Source organism: Shewanella sp. 1180_01 (genome assembly GCF_052850535.1).
The window spans coordinates 1-416 of record NZ_VXCT01000196.1 but is presented as its reverse complement, the minus strand read 5'-3'; the positions used below and the strand labels follow the sequence as shown (position 1 = coordinate 416).

General features: G+C 52.2%; 1 pseudogene. It reads right to left on the bottom strand.

The window, feature by feature from the left end:
- Positions 1 to 133: 133 nt before the first annotated feature.
- A pseudogene (locus FW758_RS24830) lies at positions 134 to 416 on the bottom strand (tyrosine-type recombinase/integrase); the annotation flags it as partial.

Here is a 416-nt window from a genome sequence, read left to right as displayed (position 1 = left end):
CTTCGTCTTGGGTCATGCCCCGTAAACGGCGGCCTACTTTCAATACATCCGCGGCGCGATTAGCCATAAATCCTCCTGCGTGAAGTCCATAACCCACTTGTTTTATTTGTGATTGTTTTTGTGATTGTCATTGTCATAACCACCCCACTAACATTGGCTCGTCTGGCTCGTCTGGCTCGTCTGGCTCACTCGGCTCAGTGGTCGATTGGCGCATAATCTCGGGCGCCACATCATCAAACCCCAGCGTGATTAAGTGTGCGTGGTAGGCATCCAACGCCATCAACATGCCCTTATCTAAAGTGCTGTTGACGTACGTTCGCAGCAGTAGCGGCAAGGTGTGATTCAAAATCCGCTCACCCACCATGGTATCTACGCCCATGTCGGCAATAATGGTGCGGCACAGTTTGCGCAGTGCG